Source organism: Flavobacterium gossypii (genome assembly GCF_014138495.1).
GTDB classification, from domain to species: domain Bacteria; phylum Bacteroidota; class Bacteroidia; order Flavobacteriales; family Flavobacteriaceae; genus Flavobacterium; species Flavobacterium endophyticum.
This window is the reverse complement of record NZ_JACJIS010000003.1, coordinates 87,745-103,016: the sequence shown is the minus strand read 5'-3', so window position 1 is coordinate 103,016 and position 15,272 is coordinate 87,745. Positions and strand designations below refer to the sequence as shown.

General features: G+C 40.3%; 15 protein-coding genes. 9 read left to right on the top strand and 6 right to left on the bottom strand.

Annotated elements, in window-relative coordinates; translation table 11 throughout:
• Window positions 1-29 precede the first annotated feature (29 nt).
• The 7 genes from GGR22_RS13500 to GGR22_RS13470 are packed head-to-tail and all read left to right on the top strand — an operon-like array spanning window position 30 to window position 8,030.
• Window positions 30-1,025 carry a glycosyltransferase family 2 protein gene (locus tag GGR22_RS13500; protein WP_182494097.1) on the top strand — a complete coding sequence of 332 codons (996 nt, stop codon included), beginning with the start codon at window positions 30-32 and terminating at the stop codon, window positions 1,023-1,025.
• Entirely contained in the window at window positions 1,022-2,050 is a 1,029-nt protein-coding gene (locus GGR22_RS13495) for an ATPase (RefSeq protein ID WP_182494096.1), read from the top strand. Before GGR22_RS13500 ends, GGR22_RS13495 begins: the two co-directional genes overlap by 4 nt.
• A 2-nt stretch (window positions 2,051-2,052) precedes the next feature.
• Window positions 2,053-3,174, top strand: coding sequence for a glycosyltransferase family 4 protein (locus GGR22_RS13490; protein ID WP_182494095.1), 1,122 nt, complete (start codon window positions 2,053-2,055; stop codon window positions 3,172-3,174).
• Window positions 3,171-4,256 carry a glycosyltransferase gene (locus GGR22_RS13485; RefSeq protein ID WP_182494094.1) on the top strand — a complete coding sequence of 362 codons (1,086 nt, stop codon included), beginning with the start codon at window positions 3,171-3,173 and terminating at the stop codon, window positions 4,254-4,256. The genes GGR22_RS13490 and GGR22_RS13485 overlap by 4 nt, the downstream gene beginning before the upstream one ends.
• Complete coding sequence (locus GGR22_RS13480; protein WP_182494093.1) at window positions 4,246-5,595, top strand: O-antigen ligase family protein; 1,350 nt, start codon at window positions 4,246-4,248, stop codon at window positions 5,593-5,595. The genes GGR22_RS13485 and GGR22_RS13480 overlap by 11 nt, the downstream gene beginning before the upstream one ends.
• A complete protein-coding gene (locus GGR22_RS13475; RefSeq protein ID WP_182494092.1) occupies window positions 5,567-6,583 on the top strand; it encodes a glycosyltransferase family 4 protein in 1,017 nt (338 codons plus the stop codon). Before GGR22_RS13480 ends, GGR22_RS13475 begins: the two co-directional genes overlap by 29 nt.
• 52 nt (window positions 6,584-6,635) lie before the next feature.
• A complete protein-coding gene (locus GGR22_RS13470) occupies window positions 6,636-8,030 on the top strand; it encodes a sugar transferase (RefSeq protein WP_182494091.1) in 1,395 nt (464 codons plus the stop codon).
• Here the strand turns inward: GGR22_RS13470 and GGR22_RS13465 are convergent, their stop codons facing one another.
• Together GGR22_RS13465 and GGR22_RS13460 are read right to left on the bottom strand one after the other, a co-directional pair.
• Window positions 8,031-9,164, bottom strand: a complete 1,134-nt coding sequence (locus tag GGR22_RS13465; protein ID WP_182494090.1) for a lipoprotein N-acyltransferase Lnb domain-containing protein — start codon at window positions 9,162-9,164, stop codon at window positions 8,031-8,033.
• Between the two features lie 90 nt (window positions 9,165-9,254).
• A complete protein-coding gene (locus GGR22_RS13460) occupies window positions 9,255-10,325 on the bottom strand; it encodes a putative type IX sorting system protein PorV2 (RefSeq protein ID WP_443135215.1) in 1,071 nt (356 codons plus the stop codon).
• Window positions 10,326-10,525: 200 nt separating this feature from the next.
• Between GGR22_RS13460 and GGR22_RS13455 the strand changes: the two genes are divergently transcribed.
• Complete coding sequence (locus GGR22_RS13455; RefSeq protein ID WP_182494277.1) at window positions 10,526-11,242, top strand: CDP-alcohol phosphatidyltransferase family protein; 717 nt, start codon at window positions 10,526-10,528, stop codon at window positions 11,240-11,242.
• Between the two features lie 89 nt (window positions 11,243-11,331).
• Complete coding sequence (locus GGR22_RS13450) at window positions 11,332-12,189, top strand: glycoside hydrolase family 25 protein (RefSeq protein ID WP_182494089.1); 858 nt, start codon at window positions 11,332-11,334, stop codon at window positions 12,187-12,189.
• Between the two features lie 76 nt (window positions 12,190-12,265).
• On the opposite strand, the gene lptB is transcribed toward GGR22_RS13450, so the two are convergent.
• The 4 genes from lptB to GGR22_RS13430 all read right to left on the bottom strand — a co-directional run bounded on the left by lptB (window position 12,266) and on the right by GGR22_RS13430 (window position 15,202).
• Complete coding sequence (gene lptB, locus GGR22_RS13445; protein ID WP_121376728.1) at window positions 12,266-13,006, bottom strand: LPS export ABC transporter ATP-binding protein; 741 nt, start codon at window positions 13,004-13,006, stop codon at window positions 12,266-12,268.
• Between the two features lie 70 nt (window positions 13,007-13,076).
• A complete protein-coding gene (locus tag GGR22_RS13440; RefSeq protein ID WP_182494088.1) occupies window positions 13,077-13,424 on the bottom strand; it encodes a carboxymuconolactone decarboxylase family protein in 348 nt (115 codons plus the stop codon).
• Window positions 13,408-14,235 carry a twin-arginine translocase subunit TatC gene (gene tatC / locus GGR22_RS13435; RefSeq protein ID WP_182494087.1) on the bottom strand — a complete coding sequence of 276 codons (828 nt, stop codon included), beginning with the start codon at window positions 14,233-14,235 and terminating at the stop codon, window positions 13,408-13,410. The genes GGR22_RS13440 and tatC overlap by 17 nt, the downstream gene beginning before the upstream one ends.
• Window position 14,236: 1 nt before the next feature.
• On the bottom strand, window positions 14,237-15,202 hold the full coding sequence (locus tag GGR22_RS13430) for a KpsF/GutQ family sugar-phosphate isomerase (RefSeq protein WP_170148794.1): 966 nt from the start codon (window positions 15,200-15,202) through the stop codon (window positions 14,237-14,239).
• Between the last annotated feature and the right edge of the window lie 70 nt (window positions 15,203-15,272).

Genomic DNA, 15,272 nt, shown 5'->3' with positions numbered 1-15,272 from the left:
CTATATTTGTTCCATCTCAACGGAACCGCATGAAATTCTCACTTGTTATCTGTACATATAAAAGGGCGATGCCCTTGCTGACTCTTTTGGATTCAGTACAAAAGCAGACCCGCTATCCGAATGAGATCTTGATTGTAGATGGAAGCCCAGATGATTATACCGAGCAAGCACTAGCAAAGAAAACCTATGAGTCGCTTTTTTATCATAAAGTAGCTCCTGAGGACAGAGGCTTGACCCGCCAGCGCAATTATGGAATCGACAGGGTTGCCAGCGACACGGAGATAATCTGTTTCCTAGATGATGATACTGTGTTGGAACCCGATTATTTTGAAGCAATCCTTAACGTATATAAAGAGTATCCCGAAGCACTTGGTGTTGGAGGCTATATTGTTAACGAGACGGCTTGGCTGCCTGTTGGTGAAAATTATCAGCCTAAAACAAATGAATTTGTTTATGACGGATGGAAACGCAAGGATGGATCCCGTTTTGCCGCCAGAAAGAAACTAGGATTAGACAGCAATGTGCCGCCAGGTTTTGCGCCAGAGTACTCGCATGGACGGAGTATCGGCTTTTTACCTCCTTCGGGCAAGGTCTATGAAACACAGCAGTTGATGGGCGGTGTTTCTTCCTTTCGCAGAGATGTCTTTGACCGACTGCGGTTTTCGACCTATTTTGAAGGGTATGGATTGTATGAGGATGCCGATTTTACACTAAGGCTCTCAAATACCGGCAAATTGTATGTCAATACCAATGCTACTTTGGCGCATTATCACGATGCTTCCGGAAGACCCAATGCCTATCGGTATGGCAGGATGGTCGTAAGGAACGGCTGGTATGTATGGCGGGCCAAATATCCGAAGCCTTCTTTTGAAGCCCGGCTGAAATGGCACAGCATAACGCTGCTGCTCACCTTGATTCGATTGAGCAATGTCTTTACTTCCAAAGACAAGAAACAAGCCTTTATGGAATCTCTGGGAAGAACTATGGGTTGGTGGAGCTTAATTTTTTATAAACCAAAAGCATGAGCCTCCTTTTAAAAAAAATACGAAAGAAAGTCAAAGAGTTTAAGGGATCTTATTCTGAGGTCCGTTATTATAGGGCGGAAGCACCTGTGCTTTATATTGACTTAAAGCCGAATACAAAGGTCAGGAGCTATCTGAATTTGATTTTTTTACTGAAGCAATCGTACTCGCAGCCTATCGTGATCCGATTTTCGCTATTCCACCTTTTTATCCTTTCAAAATGGTTTGGCAAGATAGACAACCTCTATTTCTCGAAACCTTTTAAAAAGACCAAGGTTTTTAGAAAGTTCTCGCATAAAAAGAGCGCTGATTTTAGGATGGATTATGAGTACCAGCGGGTTTATGAAGCGACAGACTATATTCCTAATGTGATTCCGTATATCATGCATCCGCAGAATTACATCAGCGGGCTAGAGACTATCGACAGTAAGCATGTTGGTATCATCATCAGCGGTAATTTTGAGCGAAAAATTTATGATAATCCTACATTGATGGAGAAGTTCGGGGTACTGAACCGTTCTGTTATCTACGATAAACTAATTTCACTACCAGAATGCCGCATGATTACAGGCGACGAGCTGGTAAATAAGTATAAAACAAATGAATATCTAGACAAGCTGGTACTGATGAAATGGCAGTCTGGAGCTATTCCTTCGGCAAAATGGCGCTACTATCTGTCTACGGCAAAATTTATCTTTTGCGCTCCAGGCATGACGATGCCGTTGTGCCATAATGTTATCGAAGCCTTGTCGGTAGGGGTAGTTCCCATCCTGAATTATAAAGATTGGCTTAATCCCAGTTTGACAGACGGAGTTAACTGCTTTACGTACGATAATCTTGATTCTGTAGAAAGTGTCGTCAGAAAAGCACTTGCGCTAGACAGCCAAGTCTATGGGGCTTTGAGAAAGTCGTGCATGGAGTATTATACGGCCTATTATTCTAAATTTGATTTCGAAAAGTTCCGAAACGGCCGACTGACTCTAGTAAACGAAGATAAAAGGAACCTGCCCAAATCTAAATCCGTCTAACCATGAAATTCGCGATAATCACGCACGTGCCACACTTGAAAGAAGACCATCGGCTGTATGCCTATGCTCCCTATGTGCGTGAAATGAATCTATGGAACCGTTATGCTGATGAAGTGCTTTTGGTAGCTCCGCTAACACATATAAAACCAAATCCGATCCATTTGGCGTACGATCATACAGCCATTACGTTTTTAGAAGTACCTAGTTTTACAGCTATCGGATTAAAAGCAAAAGCGCAGGCGTTTGTAAAGATGCCTAAAATTTTATGGACTATATACAGCGCTATGAAGGAAGCCGATCACATCCATCTGCGCTGTCCAGGCAATATGGGGCTGTTAGGTTGTTTGGTGCAAATCTTTTTTCCGAAGACTCCCAAGACTGCAAAATATGCAGGAAACTGGGATCCAAAATCAAAGCAGCCGCTGAGCTACAGACTGCAAAAATGGATTTTGAGCAATACGTTTTTAACTAAAAACATGCAAGTATTGGTATATGGCGAATGGCCGCAACAGACTAAAAATATCAAGCCTTTCTTTACGGCAACCTATCAGGATAACGACAAAAAGCCTATTGTTGCAAGAAGCTTGGACGGCAAAATAAGACTTTTATTCGCAGGAACATTGGCCAAAGGCAAACGGCCTTTGTATGCCGTGCAGCTGGCAGAAAAGTTATTTCGCAACGGACAGGACGTGCAATTGGATTTTTTTGGAGATGGTGCAGAAAGAGGCTCCTTGCAGCAATATATTGTAGATAACCGATTGGAAGATATCGTATTCTTGCGGGGTAACCAGACAAGAGAGCAGCTTCAAGAAGCTTATGAAAAGAGCCATTTTTTGATATTGCCTTCGCAAAGCGAAGGATGGCCGAAAGTTGTTGCGGAAGCCATGTTTTGGGGCTGCGTGCCGGTTTCTAGTGCCGTGTCTTGCGTTCCGAATATGCTTGATAAAGAAGCAAGAGGAGTGCTGTTAGATATGGACATTGAAAGAGACGGCCAAAAGATAATCAACTTGATACAACAGCCAGAAGTATATCAGAGGAAAGCTGAAAAAGCCGTATTTTGGTCGAGAAAGTATACGTTGGACTATTTTGAAAACGAAATCAAGCAGCTGCTAAAAAGACCATGAAGATTCTTCAACTCATAGATTCGCTTGAAGCGGGCGGTGCAGAGCGCATGGCTGTAAATTATGCCAACAGCTTGGGTTCAAGAATTGAATTTTCGGCATTGGCGGCTACGCGAAAGGAAGGGCCTTTAAAGGAGCGGCTGAATGAAAACGTTTCGTATTTGTTTTTAGAGCGCAAGCGTACCTTCGACCTCAAAGCAGTTTCCAAGCTAAAGAAATTTATCAAAGAACAGCAGATACAAATCATTCATGCGCACGGAACTTCTTTTTTCTTGGCGGTATTGCTAAAATTGACCTATCCGAAGATCAAGATTGTTTGGCACGATCATCATGGAGGAAGGGCAGCGCAAAGCATCTATAAAAATAAAATGCTTAAAAGCTGTTCTCGATTCTTTGAGGCAGTGGTGGTTGTCAATACCGAATTGAAAAGCTGGGCCATGGCGAATCTGATAGTCAAAAATATTCTGTATCTGCCTAATTTTGCCGTCAAAGACGCAAACGAAGAAAAACGTACGATTTTAAAAGGTGAGGACGGAAAGAGAATCGTCTGCCTTTCAAATCTTAGGAATCCGAAAAATCATATAGCACTTTTGGAAGCCTTTTTTAACCTAGGGTTGAAAGATAAAGGATGGAGCCTGCATTTTATCGGAAAAGAGTATAACGATGGCTATTCTTTGCAACTGAAGCAATTCATTAAGAACAATGATGTAGAAGAAGCCGTTTTTATTTACGGCAGCGCTCCTGATGTCTATAACATTTTAGAGCAAGGGTCTATAGGCGTATTGGCATCATTGTATGAAGGATTTCCGGTAACTTTGCTAGAATATGGACTTTCCGATTTGGCAGTGGTATCTACAAATGTGGGCTATTGCTCAGAAATAATACAAGACGAAAAGACCGGACTTGTTTTTGACCCTACGGATAGAAAAAAACTAGAGATCCAATTGGACAGGTTGGTTCGCGATAAAGAATTCAGGACAGAGATGGCTGCTGCTTTGAGTGAATCAATACAATTAAAATATTCTGAGGAAATAGTAATGAATGCTTTAATATTGCAATATCAAAGAATTGTAGATGCAGAGTAGCGGAAAACAGATAACGTATATAGGGCTGATCGGATTGCATATTGCAATTGGTTTTGCCGTATACCTATTTCCATTTTTGTCTAAAGTTTATGGCCTGCTTGCCGTATTGACGGGTTTTTTGATTGTTTTAAAAACATCCAATAAGCATAACGAAGTACTGTATATTTCCGGATACATGGTTGGAATAGAGGTATTGCTCCGAATGACGGGCGGTAATTTCCTGAACGAGTTTTCGAAGTATTCCATTACCTTTTTCATGACTTTGGGAATACTTTACAGCAGTTTCTCTAGAAGTTCTATCCCTTATTGGGTCTATCTCTTAATTCTGATTCCCGGGGTCGTAGTTTCTACAACAACTCTGGATATAGGGACAGACGTTCGAAAAGCCATCGCCTTTAATATCACAGGACCTGTGTGTTTGGGGGTCAGTGCAATTTATGCCTACAGGCGAAGAATTTCTTTGGAAGAATTGTCCAATGTGCTTCTTGCCGTAGTCTTGCCTATTCTCTCTACTGTCTGCTATTTGTTTTTTTATACGCCCGATGTAAAAGATGTGGTTACAGGAACTTCTTCCAATTTTGAAACTTCGGGAGGCTTTGGACCCAATCAGGTTTCGACTATTCTAGGGCTAGGATTTTTTATCTTTTTTGCCAGAATGCTCCTAAATTCATCGAACAAAAGATACTTGTTTATCAATCTGTTTTTCGCATTGGTAATTACTTTTAGGGCGATTGTTACTTTCTCTCGCGGAGGCGTGATTACCGGAATAGCAATGATTGTAGTGCTTTTAGGAACACTCTATTTACTGGCGAATGTACAGACCAAATTAAAACTGAATATTGTGATTATCCTGACAGTCTTGGCAGGAATGGGAGTCTGGGCGTACAGCTCCTTACAAACCAGCGGTCTGATCGATAAACGATATGCCAACCAAGATGCGGCCGGAAGAGAAAAAACAGACCGGCTCGGAGGAAGAGAGCAGATCGCATCGACCGAACTCCAGATGTTTTTAGATAATCCTATTTTAGGAATCGGAGTCGGAAAAAACAAAGAATATCGCGAAGAAACGACCGGAATAAAGGCAGCCTCGCATAACGAGCTGACCCGTATGCTAGCAGAACACGGTTCTTTGGGTATTTTCGCAATCCTGATTCTTTTCTTTACGCCGCTTGTGCTGTATGTCGACAACCGACAGCATTTTTATCTCCTGTCCCTTTTTATCTTCTGGTTGCTGACCATCAACCATGCGGCCATGCGGCTCGCAGCCCCCGCTTTTATCTATTCGCTAACCCTATTAAAAGTATATTCTATTGAAAAACCTGCTGTACATAGGGAATAAGCTATCATGTCATGGTTTTTCCGTAACCTCTATCGAAACGCTGGGACCGCTTTTGGAAAGCGAAGGCTATGGTCTGGTGTATGCTTCTTCAAAAAAGAACAAGATGGCAAGGCTGCTCGATATGCTGTCGGCAACAGTCCGATTGCGAAACATGGCCGACTTTGTGCTTATCGATACCTATAGTACCTCAAACTTTTGGTATGCCTTCTTGGTCAGTCAGCTGGCGAGGGTTTTGGGTATAAAGTATATAACGATGCTTCGGGGAGGCGACCTGCCAAAAAGACTAGCAAATCACCCAAGATTGTGCGCTATGATTTTTAATCATGCGTATAAAAACGTAGCGCCTTCTGGTTATCTTCTGGACCACTTTCAGAAGCAAGGTTTTAGGAACATGACTTACATTCCGAATACGATAGAAATTGATAACTATCCTTTTAAGAAAAGAGCGATCGAGCAGCCAAAGCTTTTATGGGTCAGGGCTTTTGCGTCAATTTACAATCCTTTTATGGCTGTTGAGGTGTTTAAAATTATAAAAGAACAGTTTCCGGAAGCAACATTGTGCATGGTCGGTCCGGACAAAGATGGTTCTCTGGAGAAAACAAAAAAGCTGGCTTCGGCATACGGACTCGATATTAAATTTACAGGAAAGCTATCAAAATCCGACTGGATACGCCTTTCGGAAGACTATGATCTTTTTTTGAATACGACCCATTTTGACAACACGCCTATCAGCGTTATCGAAGCGATGGCTTTAGGACTTCCTGTTGTCAGCACGAATGTCGGAGGCATTCCCTTTCTGCTCGAAAACAACAAGACGGCACTCTTGATCAATGATGGAAATACAGAAGCCATGGCTGAGGCAATCAAAGCCATCGTAAAAGACAAAAATACCGCAGACTCTCTAGCCCAGAATGCTCGCCTGAAAGCGGAAAGTTTTGATTGGCAGGAAGTAAAGTTATTTTGGAATGAAATTTTGCATGAGCAATAGATTTATATTTCTAAAATAATGTTAAATTGCATGCTTTCCCAAACCTATAATAATGCCTCCTTTAAAGAAAATACACTTTGAGATTTCTGAAAGAAAGCTCCTGCTACGGTTATTTGATGTTTTGACAGTTGTTGGAGCGCTTTATGTTGTTGGATTACTCTTCAAGTTTGACTATTTTAGTATTTCTAAGGCTAATTTTTATTGGACAATTGTTTTAGGATTATACCTGAATATCTTGGGGACAGTTTTTGAAATGTACAATCTCCAAACGGCAAGTAACCAATACCAGGTTATCAAGAGCATACTGCTCACGTCTTCTACAACGGTTTTGTTCTTTCTGCTGACGCCTATATTCACGCCTGTACTTCCTTCAAACAGGCTCCAGATTATCTATTTTTTCTTGGCGATTACCTTGGCGCTATTTGGATGGAGGATTTTTTATCAGTCCTTTCTGGCTTCCCACAGATTTCTAAAAAGAGTAGTCATGGTCTGCGACAAGAACCAGCTGGAAGAACTCGTGATGTCATTGGTAAAAGTAGATCCGCATTACAAAATACTCGGATTTGTCAATACCGATTCTAAAGGCGAAATCGTATCTGACTTGCCAGACATTGAAAATATAGAAATTCCAAAACTGAATGACTTTATAAAGAAGAATGCTATCTCTGAAATCGTCATAGCTTCGCAAAAGACAGATGGGATAACGGTTGATTTGTATAATGACCTTTTGATGCTTCTTGAAAAAGGGTTTGTCATCAGAGAATATACGCAAGTATACGAGATGATAACACAAAGGATTCCCGTGCAATATGTTGACAGGGATTTTTACCGTTATTTTCCATTCAGTCGCAGCAATCATAACAAGCTGTATCTGCTGCTGGTCAGGCTGCTGGAGATTATAGTATCGTTGTTTGGAATTGCAATCGGACTGTATCTGCTGCCCTTTATTTATGTGGCCAATTTTATAGGAAACAAAGGCTCGCTGATTTATATTCAGGAACGAGTCGGCAAGAACGGCAAAGTGTTCAAGATTTATAAATTTAGGACGATGGTGAAGAATGCAGAAACAGATAAGGCTGTTTTTGCAACCCAAAATGATAGAAGGATTACAGCTTTCGGGAAGTTTTTAAGAAAGTCAAGAATCGACGAATTTCCTCAATTTATAAACGTCCTGAAAGGCGACATGGCTGTCATCGGACCGAGACCCGAAAGACCTTTTTTTGTGGAGCAGATTGCTAGCCAGATGCCATTCTATCAGACAAGACACGTTATAAAACCTGGATTAACGGGCTGGGCTCAGGTCAATTATTCGTATGGAGATTCGATTAAGGATAGCCTGATCAAGCTGCAATATGACTTGTACTATATCAAGCATCGAAGCGTCTTTCTGGACATCAATATCACGATCAAGACGATCAGTACGATTCTCTTCTATCGCGGGCAATAGCTAGCCGTTTACCGGTTTTATCTTTCTGTTTTTTCTTGCAAATCGAGCCAAGCCAATGGTTGAGGTAATCAATAGTGCCATGAATAATAGCAATTGTGCCTTATTGATAATAATGACGAGGTAGATGGCGATGCAAGCCAAGTTAAATAAAGACAGGTTGGAAATCCACTTACGATTTTTCTTTTTGTAGAAATACAGCAATACGAGCAACGTAGGATTAAATAGCAGCACGTTGTAGTTCCAACGTACTTCTTCATGCAGGGAATAAAAACCGACTAGCGATAGGAAAACGCCCAGCAATCCTAAAATTGCAAAATAAAAAGCATACACTTTGTTGTTTTTCAGTACGACAACCAAAAGAATCAAGGCAGAAAAGAAATAAATGTTGTTCCAGAAAGAAAAAGCCTTTTCGGGCTTGGCTTCAAAAATCGTCTTCGTCTCAGAAATTAACGGCTTGCCTTCATAAGTAGTAGTCTTTAAGACATTCATTAATTCCAGAGGCAAGAAAAGAACTTCTGCTTTTTTGTCGGTTTTCGGACCAAAAATAATATTGATGCCTAGTTTTTGAAAAAAGCTGTTTTCTAAATAAGGATTAAGAATTTCTCTGTAGGTTATGGTGACAGGCTTTTTTGTGGTAATGACTTTGCTTCCCAAGACATCATTGATCTTGTCGATAACCATAGTAGTACAATTCTTGTCGATAAACTTGTAGGTATAGAAGCGCTCGTCAGAATACAAAGTCTTGTTCAGCTCATCCAACAATTTCTGCTTTTGGACGGTTGTCAGATTAAGAACCTGCTCATAAATAGAGCGGTTTTCCTGTCTGTAATTGTATTCAAAGCCCGGATAAGCATCTGTCGCTACAAAATATTGAAGGTCGCCTTTTACGAATTTTGCCAAGAAATAAGGCGTGTCGAAGTCAAAGTAGCCAAAATTATAGATATTGTCCAATCCGCGCTGTGCATCAAAAATGCGTATGGCGGTATGTCCGTATAAAGTATGCGATTCGTTCGCCGTGCCGATAGTCAGTATGCTTACTTTAGAAGAATCCGATAAGATAGCGCTTTGAGAAAAACCTTTGAATAGGGGACAGGCTAAGGATAAGAAGAGGATAACAAGTCTAATTCTTGACATAGGATAAAAATTAAAACACAAATATCCGCAAAACAAACCAATAATTTAGGCTGGCAGGCAAGCTTTTATAAATTCTTAAAGACAAAGAAATTATCTTCTGAAGATGCCCAAATCTACTTTTACAGAAAAGATGTTCGAATATAAAGCCACACTCTGGTCGCCGATATCCGTCAGCGCATAATCAACTTGGATACCTTTGTATTTGAATCCGAGGCCTATGTTAGGCTGGAAGCCCACTTTTTCGCTTCCATCCAATTGTTTTACATTCTGGAAGTTTCCGACACCGCCTCTCAAAAAGACCAAGTCGGTATAGCCAAATTCAAATCCGACAGCAGGATCGATACTTACGACGTCGGTAGAAATTATATCGTTTGTTCTGGCAAAGCTCATGTTCAAGTTTGCCGCGGCCATAATGCTATAATCGTATCGGATGATGAATTTCTTAGACAATCCGAGCTGTGCTTTTGGCAAGGTAATTTCGGAGTCTTCTGGCAATTCTTGGTTTTCACCCGGAATAGCATCCTTGATTTTATTGTAGGCTTCTTCGTCGATATTCCAGATGTTATAAGTAGTCGTGATGTCTCGCACCATAAGTCCGAATTTCCAGTCGTTTCTTTCAAACTGAAGCCCTACGTCAAACCCAAATCCCCAAGAATTGGCAAAATCACCGATAACCCTTCTGATTACCTTAGCATTCACACCATATTGAAATCCAGGAATCTTTAATTTTCGGGCATATGAAAAAGTTACGCCATAATCTGCAGTAGAAAACAAGCTGATTCGGTTGTAGTCGATATTTCCTTCGCTGTCGATCAATTCGGTCGTGTTCAAGATATCATCTACTCCAAAACGAATTACAGACAATCCCCAAGCGCTGTCATCATCAATCGGCATGGCAAATCCGGCATAATCGTACTGAGCAATGTTGGCAAAATAGCTGGCATGCATCAGAGAAGCCTGTTTGTCCTCCAAATGAATCAATCCGGCCGGATTCCAATATCCAGAATTAACATCGCCTGTGCTGGCAGTCACGGCATTCGACATACCTAAAGCAGCTGCATCGACACCGATATTCATAAATTCATTGGAATATTTTCTAACCGCTTGGCTGTAAGCGAAAGAGCATACTAAAAGGAAAGAGGCTATAAGGGGTTTTTTCAAAGCAAATTGTTTTTACAAACCGAAATCTGTATTCTTAAATTATCGTCCAAAAATATAAATTTTTATTGAGCTTCCTTCTTCGCCATCAACAATAAATCCGAGTAAAGCAATATCAAGTAAAAATCTGTAATAAGAAACGCACTGCACTATAAACTTATTGTGCTAAATTTGCAGTCTTGCCAACTAAAAAACAACAAGACATGCGAATTAAGGCTCAAGTTCCGAACATCATCACATTGCTCAATCTTTTTTCAGGATGCATTGCATTGATTTTTGCTTTCCATCAAGATTTTAAACTTGCCTTTTTCTTTGTCTGCCTTGGTATCTTTTTAGACTTCTTCGATGGCTTTTTTGCTAGGCTATTTAAAGTTTCAAGTCCGCTAGGTTTGCAATTAGATTCGTTGGCCGATATGGTAACCAGCGGTGTTGTTCCCGGACTTGTGATGTATCAGCTGATGAACCAGGCTTTGGGCTTTCCTTCTTCCGATTTGCCTATGATGTTCTTTCCATTTTTAGGCTTTATCATTACGCTCGGTTCTTGCTATCGTTTGGCGAATTTCAATATCGATACCCGCCAGACGGATTCTTTTATCGGACTTCCAACACCTGCTAATGCATTGTTCATACTGAGTCTTCCAATTATCTTGCTTGATAATAACTATGAATTTGTGTCACAGGCTTTGGGCAATGAGTGGGTTTTACTCGTGATTTCTTTGCTAAGTGCTTTTATGTTGAATGCCGAGATTCCACTTTTTTCATTAAAAGTAAAAAGTGCCAGTTTTGCCAAAAACAAGCTTCAGATTATTTTTCTAGCCGTATCGCTTCTGCTTTTGCTGTTTTTTAAAGCACTAGGAATTCCGTTGCTGATTATTTTCTATATCCTGTTGTCGATTGTGACAAATAAGAAAAAGGCTTAAAATTCGTTTCTTCTTTTTTAATGATGGAAGGACTGTTTTAATTTTCGGTCCGAAGTCTGACAATTCCCAAAAACGTTTATTTTTACTGAATGAAGAAACCAGTTCCAAGAAGAAAACCTTCGACAGTACGAAAATCCAAAAAGAAAAAAAGTTTCTTTTCGGGTAACGTATTAAAGTTTTCTATTTGGGCTTTTTTTATTCTTCTGGTTGCTGGAACTGCTTATCATTATCGAGAAGGACTGGCATATTATTTCAGTTTTAAGACAGACAAAAAGCTTTCTGACGAAGAAAAGCGAATTGCAGATGTCAGAATCTACCAAGTCCTCAGCAAGCACGAAAATAAAGTATATGGCTTTGACGTGTCAGAATATCAAGGCAAGGTCGATTGGGAAAAGACAACTGCTATCGAAGAGACTTTTCCGTTGGGATTTGTCTTTATACGGGCGACTGCCGGAAAAAATAGGGTGGATGCCACCTTTAAAGAAAATTGGAAAGAAGCCAAAAAGCACAAGCTTATTCGAGGCGCCTATCATTATTACCGTCCGAATGAAAATTCTATAGCACAGGCCGAAAATTTTATCAAGAATGTAAAGTTGCGCAAAGGCGACCTGCCGCCTGTTTTGGATATCGAGAAATTACCCAAAGAACAGTCGATTGACAGTTTGAAAATAGGATTGAAAAGATGGCTGAAAAAGGTAGAAAAGCATTACAACGTAAGGCCGATTATCTATTCTGGCGAAAGCTATTACAATGATTTCTTAAAAGAAGAATTTGAAGGTTATACATTTTGGATTGCCAACTACAATTTTTTTGAAGAAACCATCAAAGACGAATGGACGTTCTGGCAGTTTACCGAAAAAGCAACCGTTCCTGGTATTGACGGAACTGTAGATGTCAATATCTACAACGGAACTCCCAAGCAGCTACAGTATTTTACCATCAACTAAAAATAGAAAAACCCAAAAGTGATTTTAAACTTCTGGGTTTTCTATTATCTGCAATCTAAAATCTTAAATCTGCGATTTAAAATTCCAATTTCTTTTTACGAAGCTCAAAATTCTGTCCAAGATATACTCTTCGAACCATTTCATCTTGAACCAGTTCTTCTGGAATACCTGCTTTTAGAATTCCACCTTCAAACATCAGGTAGGTCTTGTCTGTAATAGCAAGCGTTTCCTGAACGTTGTGGTCGGTAATCAAGATACCGATGTTTTTGTTTTTTAGCTGCGCTACGATTCTCTGGATGTCTTCAACTGCAACTGGATCGACACCTGCAAAAGGCTCATCCAATAAGATAAATTTCGGGTCTGTTGCTAAGGCACGTGCGATTTCAGTACGTCGTCTTTCACCACCCGAAAGCAAGTCGCCTCGGTTGGTACGGATATGTCCCAAGCTGAATTCAGCTATAAGACTTTCCATTTTAGCTTCCTGTTCTTGTTTGGAAAGATTGGTCAGCTGTAGTACGCTTAAGATGTTGTCTTCAATGCTCAGTTTTCTGAAAACCGAAGCTTCTTGAGCCAAATATCCGATACCATTTTGCGCTCTTTTATACATCGGATAATCTGTAATTTCAGTATTGTCCAAATAGATTTTACCACTATTTGGCTTGACCAAGCCTACGATCATGTAAAAAGAAGTTGTCTTTCCGGCACCATTCGGACCCAAAAGACCAACGATTTCGCCTTGATTTACTTCTACCGAAATGCCTTTTACGACACTTCTTCCTTTGTATGTTTTGACCAGATTATCAGCTCTTAAGATCATATTCCAATGTATTGTAAATTACCCGAACAAATAAACAACTATTCGGACTAACGTTCCTACTAATTAACAATTATTTATTTTCTTCTAGGGCTTCCCAAAACTCGTAAGCTCTTCTCAAATGCGGGATTACTATCGTACCGCCAACCAAAGTCGCGATGCTCATGGCTTCCATCATTTCTTCTTTGGAGATACCTTCTTTGTAGCAGGTTTCTAGGTGGTACTTGACGCAGTCGTCGCAACGCAATACGGCAGAAGCTACAAGTCCTAGCAATTCTTTGGTCTTGACGTTTAAAGCACCGTCCATATAGGCGTTGGTGTCAAGATTGAAGATTCTTTTGATGACCTTATTGTTATCGTTAAGCAATTTTTCATTCATCACTTGACGGTAATCGTTGAATTCTTTAACTAGATTGCTCATCTTTTAATTTGTTTTTTTGTACCCAGCCCGAAATAAAGATGCTGAGCTCGTATAATATTAATAATGGAATCGTAACAATGATCTGGCTTACCACATCTGGTGGCGTCACGATGGCCGCAATGATCAGGATAATAACAATAGCATACTTCCTATATTTTCTCAAGAATACAGGGGTTACCAAGCCTAATTTGGAAAGGAAGAACATGACGATCGGCAATTCAAAAACCAATCCGCAAGACAGCGTCGTGCTTCGTATTAATGAAATGTATGAATCAAGGTCGATGTCATTATGAATCTGCGTACTCACCTGATAGCCCGCCAAGAAGTTGATGGAAAGCGGCGTGATGATAAAATAGCCGAACAATACGCCCAAGAAAAACAAGAAAGAAGCAATTGCTAAAAATAACTTAGCGTTCTTTTTCTCTTTGTCATACAGCGCAGGGCTTATGAATTTCCAACATTCCCAAAGAATAAAAGGGAAGGCAATGATAAAGCCAGCAGTAACGGATGTCCATAAATGCGCATTAAACTGCCCGGACATGACACGGCTTTGTACGTCGAAATTGATTTTGTAATCACAAAAACCATCGCCGTCGCTACCAAAAAACTTACTGACTTCGCAGAACCAACGGTAGGTAATGAAATTAGGATTTTTTGGTCCGAATATAATCTCATCAAAGATAAAATCACTGAAAAAGAATGCGACGGTCGCAGCGATTATTATAGCCAATGTGCTTCTGATCAATAACCATCGGAGTTCTTCCAGATGGTCGAGAAACGACATCTCATTTACGTTTTTCTTTCTTGCCATGTTATACGATTCCCTCTTTTAAAATATCGTGAAGGTGAATTACTCCTAAATAATTGCCGTCGTCAACAACGACAAGCTGTGTTATTGAAAAATCTTCTAAGATGTTTAAAGCGTCAACAACCATGTCGTTGGATTTAATCACTTTAGGATTTTTGGTCATGATGTCTTTTGCAGTCAGGTCGCTGAAAGTATCTCGGTCGTTTAGCATTCTTCGGATGTCTCCATCAGTAATGATGCCGATTACCTTTTCGTTTTCTACAACCGCTGTAACGCCCAGTCTTTTTTCAGAAATCTCAACGATCACTTTCTTGATGCTGGAATCGGGAGAAACGACCGGTTTGTGCGTCGTGTCTAGCATATCCTTTACGCGAAGCAAAAGCTTTTTGCCCAATGCGCCGCCAGGATGGTACTTAGCAAAATCCTCGCTTTTGAAATCGCGAAGCTCCATCAATGCAACAGCCAAAGCATCGCCAATAACAAGCTGTGCCGTGGTGCTGTTTGTCGGGGCAAGATTTATAGGATCGCACTCTGATTCAACATACGCATTTAAGACGTAATCGGATTCTTTTCCAAGGAAAGAAGTTAAATTTCCAGTTATCGCAATTAAAATGTTTCCGAAACGTTTTAGCAAAGGAACCAAGACTTTGATTTCGGGACTGTTGCCGCTTTTTGAAATGCAGATGACTACGTCGTCTTTTTGTACCATTCCCAAATCGCCATGAATGGCTTCGGAGGCATGCAAGAACATTGACGGAGTTCCAGTAGAATTAAGCGTTGCCACAATTTTTTGGGCGATGATGGCGCTTTTTCCAATTCCGGTGACAATCAATCGTCCTTTTGACTTGAAAATGATTTCTACGGCTTCGGCAAAATCGTTGGTGAGGAGCTCTGAAAGATTTGCAATTGCTTTACTTTCAGCTAATATTGTTTTTTTGGCAGAGGCCAATATTGCTTCTTTTTCTATCAAAACAGATTTTTTATAAAATTTGTGGTTATAAAAGAAAGTTGTATCTTTATGTTGTGCAAATTTATGTAAA

Excerpts from the sequence above, each read along its gene's own strand:
- GGR22_RS13500 (WP_182494097.1), top strand. The coding sequence starts at position 30 with ATGAAATTCTCACTTGTTATCTGTACATATAAAAGGGCGATGCCCTTG.
- GGR22_RS13495 (WP_182494096.1), top strand. The coding sequence starts at position 1,022 with ATGAGCCTCCTTTTAAAAAAAATACGAAAGAAAGTCAAAGAGTTTAAG.
- GGR22_RS13490 (WP_182494095.1), top strand. The coding sequence starts at position 2,053 with ATGAAATTCGCGATAATCACGCACGTGCCACACTTGAAAGAAGACCAT.
- GGR22_RS13485 (WP_182494094.1), top strand. The coding sequence starts at position 3,171 with ATGAAGATTCTTCAACTCATAGATTCGCTTGAAGCGGGCGGTGCAGAG.
- GGR22_RS13480 (WP_182494093.1), top strand. The coding sequence starts at position 4,246 with ATGCAGAGTAGCGGAAAACAGATAACGTATATAGGGCTGATCGGATTG.
- GGR22_RS13470 (WP_182494091.1), top strand. The coding sequence starts at position 6,636 with ATGCCTCCTTTAAAGAAAATACACTTTGAGATTTCTGAAAGAAAGCTC.
- GGR22_RS13465 (WP_182494090.1), bottom strand. The coding sequence starts at position 9,164 with ATGTCAAGAATTAGACTTGTTATCCTCTTCTTATCCTTAGCCTGTCCC.
- GGR22_RS13455 (WP_182494277.1), top strand. The coding sequence starts at position 10,526 with ATGCGAATTAAGGCTCAAGTTCCGAACATCATCACATTGCTCAATCTT.
- GGR22_RS13450 (WP_182494089.1), top strand. The coding sequence starts at position 11,332 with ATGAAGAAACCAGTTCCAAGAAGAAAACCTTCGACAGTACGAAAATCC.
- lptB (WP_121376728.1), bottom strand. The coding sequence starts at position 13,006 with ATGATCTTAAGAGCTGATAATCTGGTCAAAACATACAAAGGAAGAAGT.
- GGR22_RS13440 (WP_182494088.1), bottom strand. The coding sequence starts at position 13,424 with ATGAGCAATCTAGTTAAAGAATTCAACGATTACCGTCAAGTGATGAAT.
- tatC (WP_182494087.1), bottom strand. The coding sequence starts at position 14,235 with ATGGCAAGAAAGAAAAACGTAAATGAGATGTCGTTTCTCGACCATCTG.